Source organism: Streptomyces sp. MK37H (assembly GCF_018035285.1).
Taxonomy (GTDB): Bacteria; Actinomycetota; Actinomycetes; order Streptomycetales; family Streptomycetaceae; genus Streptomyces; species Streptomyces endocoffeicus.
The window spans coordinates 1-4807 of sequence record NZ_JAAAYH010000557.1 but is presented as its reverse complement, the minus strand read 5'-3'; the positions used below and the strand labels follow the sequence as shown (position 1 = coordinate 4807).

5 protein-coding genes are annotated in these 4807 nt (G+C 69.6%); 1 reads left to right on the top strand and 4 read right to left on the bottom strand.

The window, feature by feature from the left end:
- Positions 1-1344, top strand: a 1344-nt coding sequence (locus GWI24_RS40430) for an alpha/beta fold hydrolase (RefSeq protein ID WP_210951007.1), incomplete at its 5' end; no start/stop codon positions are given.
- A 22-nt stretch (positions 1345-1366) separates the two neighbouring features.
- Here the strand turns inward: GWI24_RS40430 and GWI24_RS40425 are convergent.
- The 4 genes from GWI24_RS40425 to GWI24_RS40410 are packed head-to-tail and all read right to left on the bottom strand — an operon-like array spanning position 1367 to position 4569.
- The gene (locus GWI24_RS40425) at positions 1367-2239 is read right to left on the bottom strand and encodes an amino acid ABC transporter permease (protein WP_210951006.1); all 873 of its coding nucleotides are present in this window, start codon (positions 2237-2239) and stop codon (positions 1367-1369) included.
- Positions 2236-2880 (bottom strand): amino acid ABC transporter permease, encoded by a 645-nt coding sequence (locus GWI24_RS40420; protein ID WP_210951005.1) that lies wholly within the window; start codon positions 2878-2880, stop codon positions 2236-2238. Before GWI24_RS40420 ends, GWI24_RS40425 begins: the two co-directional genes overlap by 4 nt.
- Before the next feature lie 10 nt (positions 2881-2890).
- Positions 2891-3805: a glutamate ABC transporter substrate-binding protein gene (locus tag GWI24_RS40415; protein WP_374103401.1), complete on the bottom strand. Its 915-nt coding sequence runs from the start codon at positions 3803-3805 to the stop codon at positions 2891-2893.
- A gap of 17 nt (positions 3806-3822) precedes the next feature.
- On the bottom strand, positions 3823-4569 hold the full coding sequence (locus GWI24_RS40410; protein ID WP_210951003.1) for an amino acid ABC transporter ATP-binding protein: 747 nt from the start codon (positions 4567-4569) through the stop codon (positions 3823-3825).
- Positions 4570-4807: the final 238 nt, after the last annotated feature.

The following is a 4807-nucleotide window of genomic DNA, read 5'->3' as shown; positions in this document are numbered from 1 at the left end:
TGGTCCCTGCCCCAGGTCGAATATCTCGCCCAGGCCAAGAAGCTCGCCGAAACCGGCTATGTGGTGCTGACCTACAACACCCGCGGCTTCTGGCAGTCCGGCGGGAGGATCGAGACGGCCGGGCCGCCCGATATCGCCGACGCGTCCAAGGTCATCGACTGGGCGCTCGCCAACACCCCCGCCGACCCCGACCACATCGGCATGGCCGGGCTCTCCTACGGCGCCGGGATCAGCCTGCTCGCCGCCGGTGCCGACCCGCGGATCAAGGCCGTGGTGGCCATGAGCGGCTGGGCGGACCTGGTCGGCTCGATCTACAGCGGCCGCACCCAGCACTCCCAGGCCGCCGGGCTGCTCGCCGGGGCCGGGGCGCTGACCGGCCGGCCCAGCGAGGAGTTCCAGCAGATCCTCGATGACTTCTTCTCCTCCAACCTCGCCAAGGAGAAGGATCTGATCGCCTGGGGCAAGAAGCGCTCCGCCGCCACCTACCTCGACCGGATCAACGCCAATGGCACGGCCATCATGCTGGGCAACTCCTGGGGCGACTCGATCTTCCCGCCCAACAGCTACGCCGACTTCTTCGAGAAGCTGACCGGTCCCAAGCGGCTGGAGCTGCGGCCCGGCGACCACGCCACCGCCGAACTCACCGGGCTGCTCGGACTGCCCAACACCACCTGGAAACACGCCCGGCAGTGGCTCGACCGCTACCTCAAGGGCGAGCGCAACGGCATCGACAGCGAGCAGCCGGTGCAGCTGACGTCCCGTACGGCGGACGGTGACGACTACGAGGGCTACCCCAGCTGGTCGGCCATCCCCTCCGAGCAGCGCCGCGTCCCGCTCGCCGCCACCGAGAAGGTCACCGCCAACCACGACTCCGGTGCGAACGCCGGAACCGTGCTGCTCGGCGGCGCCCTCGACCAGTTCCTGAAGCTCCCGCCGCTCGCCTCGATCCCGCTGCTGCCCCGGTCCTACGCGGCCGTCTGGCAGACCGGGGCCCACGCCCGCGAACAGCGCGTCCGCGGCACCGTGAAGCTCCACACCACCGTGACCAGCGACCGCTCCGACGGTACGGCGGTGGCGTATCTGTACGACGTGGGCCCGCTGGGCGTCGGCAAGCTCATCACCCACGCCCCGTTCACCTTCCACGACCGCACCCCCGGCACACCCTTCGGAGTGGACCTGGAGCTGTTCTCCACCGCGTACGACGTCCCGGCAGGTCACCGGCTGGCGCTGGTGATGGACACCGTCGACCCGCTCTACATCGAGCACAACCCCGACGGTGCCCATCTCACCTTCTCGTCGCCGGACTCGGACCCGTCCTACCTGACGGTCCCTGTCCGTAGCTGAGACACCCTCCGGCCGCCCCGGCTCAGCCGCGGGTGTCCCCCGGCATCGGGGCGGCCGGTTCCGCGGCGGCGACCTCGACCTGGCGGGTCTTCACACTGCGCCGCTCCCGCTTGGCCACCCAGTTGGCGAACCACGACAGCAGCATGCACATCCCGATGTAGATCGGTGAAATCACCATGACCACCGGGATGAACGGCAGGTCGTAATCGAGATTGGACGCGATCAGCTTTCCGGCGTGCAGAAACTCCTCATAGGTGATGAGGAAGCCGAGCGAGGTGTCCTTCAGGGCCACCACCAGCTGGCTGATGATGGCCGGGAGCATGGCCCGCACCCCCTGCGGCACCAGCACGGACATCATGACCTGGGTCTTGCGCAGGCCGAGCGAGTACGCCGCCTCGCGCTGGCCGCGGTCCACCGAGTTCACCCCGGCCCGGAACACCTCGGCCAGCACCGAGCCGTTGTACAGCGTCAGCCCGGTGACCAGCGCGGGCAGCGGCTGGAACCGCAGCGCCACGAAGACGAAGAAGATCATCACCAGCACGGGCATCGCCCGGAAGAACTCGACCACCAGCGTGGCCACCCAGCGCAGCGGGCGGTGCTCGGAGAGCCGCCCGGCGGCGAGCACCCCGCCGAGGGCGAGCGAGAGGACGGCGGCCATGCCGAACGCCTTGAGGGTGCCCGCGAGCCCGTTGAGCAGCAGTTCCTGGATGCCCTTGTACTCGAACGGCATCCACTTGCGGTAGGCGAACTGGCCGGTGTGGACGAGGAGATAGACGATCCAGCCGAGCAGGACCAGCAGCACGGCCGTCCCGGCCAGCGCGTACATCCGGTGCCGGCGCCGGGTGTGGGGCCCGGGGACGTCGTAGAGCGCGCTGGTGGTCGAGGGCGCGGTCATCGCGGCACTCCCCAGCGCCGCTCCAGCAGGGCGAAGATCGCGCTGATGGCGAGGGTGATGATCAGATACCCGACGGCGATCCAGACGAAGGACCAGATGATGCTGTAGCCCCGCTCGTTGAGGGGCTTGTAGGTGCCGAGCAGTTCGGTGACGCTGAACGACCCGGCGATGGCCGAGTTCTTGGCGAGCGCGATCAGGGTCGAGCCGATGGGCGGGATGACCGTACGGAACGCCTGCGGCAGCACCACCGCGCTCAGCGTCTGGTCGAACGTCATGCCCAGGCTGCGGGCCGCCTCGCCCTGCCCCACCGGCACCGTGTTGATGCCCGCTCGCACCGCCTCGCAGATGAAGGCCGAGGTGTAGCAGCCGAGCGCGATCACCGCGAAGACGGTGAACGGCAGTACAAGACCGAAGCGCGGCAGCCCCAGCATCACCGCGAAGAACAGCAGCGTCAGCGGGGTGTTGCGGAGCACCGTCACCCAGCCGGTGCCGAGCGCGCGCAGCGAGGCGACCGGCGCCACCCGGAAGGCGGCCATGAGGATGCCGAGCGCGAGGGCGAGCAGCGAGGCGTAGACGGTCAGCTGCACGGTGCCGAGGAAGCCCTTGCCGTAGAGCGAGAAGTTGTGGGTGAGCACGTCCATGGGATGGCCTTCAGCCGGTGCGGTAGCGGTCGATGGGCGGCGGCTTGGGGGCGGGCACACCCGAGAGGCCGAGGGTCGCGTCGTACGCCTTCTTCCAGTCGCCGTTGCGCTCGTGGATGAGGATCGCGTCGTCCAGCGCGAAGCGCAGCGCGTTGTCCCGCTTGGGCACACCGATGCCGTACGGCTCCTTGGAGAAGGGCCGGCCCACCACCTTCAGCTCCTCGGGGACCTTGGCCGCGTAGCCGAGCAGGATGGTGTTGTCGGTGGTCACCACGTCCACCTGGAAGCTGAGCAGGTTGTCCACGCACACCGAGTACGTGTCGTAGGCGACCGCGTGGGCCTTGGGGTAGTCGGCCTGGATGCGCTGCAGCGGGGTGGAGCCGGCCACCGAGCAGACGGTCCTGCCCGCGAGGTCTTCGGGGCCGTGGATGTCGTCCTCGTCGGTGCGCACCAGCAGCGACTGACCGGCCATGAAGTACGGCCCGGCGAAGCCGACCAGCCGCCTGCGCAGCGGATTGATGGTGTAGGTGCCGACGTAGTAGTCGATCTGGCCGCTCTGGAGGGCGGTCTCGCGGTTCGCGGAGGCGATGGTCTGGTAGCGGATGGTGCTCGGGGCGAAGCCGAGGGAGGCGGACATCATGCGGGCGATCTCGATGTCGAAGCCCGAGTAGCGGCCGGTGGCCGGGTCCCGCTCGCCCAGATAGGGCTGGTCCTCCTTGACCCCCACGGTGAGATGGCCGCGGCGCTCGGCCCGGCGCCAGGTGGGCGAGGAGGGCAGCCGGAACTCGTCGTCCACCTTGTAGGTGGGCAGCTTCTCGGCCCGTGGGCCCTTGGCGGGCGGGCTGCCCTCCTTGCCGCAGCCGGGCACGAGCAGCAGGACCAGGGCCGTGGTGAGGGCGGCGGTCGCGCGGCGCAGACGCCTCATGTCCGTCATCACCCGGCTCAGTGCTTGAGGATCTTGGACAGGAAGTCCCGGGCGCGCTCGCTCTCGGGGGCGCGGAAGAACTCCTCCGGCGTACGGTCCTCGACGATCGCGCCGTCGGCCATGAAGACCACCCGGTTCGCGGCGGAGCGGGCGAAGCCCATCTCATGGGTGACGACGACCATCGTCATCCCGTCCCGGGCGAGCTGGCGCATCACCTCCAGCACCTCGTTGATCATCTCGGGGTCGAGGGCGGAGGTCGGCTCGTCGAAGAGCATCACCTGAGGGTCCATCGCCAGCGCGCGGGCGATGGCCACCCGCTGCTGCTGGCCGCCGGAGAGCTGGGCGGGGAACTTCCCGGCCTGGTCGGCGAGTCCGACGCGGTCCAGCAGCTCGCGGGCGCGCCGTTCGGCGTCCTGCTTGGGGCGGCGGCGGACCTTGGTCTGACCGAGCATCACATTGGCCAGCACGGTGCGGTGGGCGAAGAGGTTGAACGACTGGAAGACCATGCCGACCTCGGCGCGCAGCCGCGCCAGCTCCTTGCCCTCGTCGGGCAGCTGACGGCCGTCGACCACGATGGAGCCGGACTGGACGGTCTCCAGCCGGTTGATGGTCCGGATCAGGGTGGACTTGCCGCCGCCGGAGGGGCCGATGACCACGACCACTTCGCCGCGCCCGACGGTGAGCTCGATGTCCCGCAGAACGTGCAGCGCGCCGAAGTGCTTGTTGACGCCGCGCAGCTCGATCAACGGCTCACCGACGGCCATACCCGGCCCCACCCGCCTTCCGCGTGTCCCCGGGTCAGCTGTCTCCCGGTCAGCGCAAGCTATCCGGACAGCTGCGGAGCTTCGGGTACGGACACGCATCGATGGGCGGATACCGCCCGACAGGGCCTACGGGGGGTCCGGCTGTTCTTTCCCCTCCCCGCCCCTTCCCGTAACAAGGGGCTTCGCCCCTGGACCCCGGGGGCCGATGTGAACACCCGCACCAGCCGACTGAGCGCGG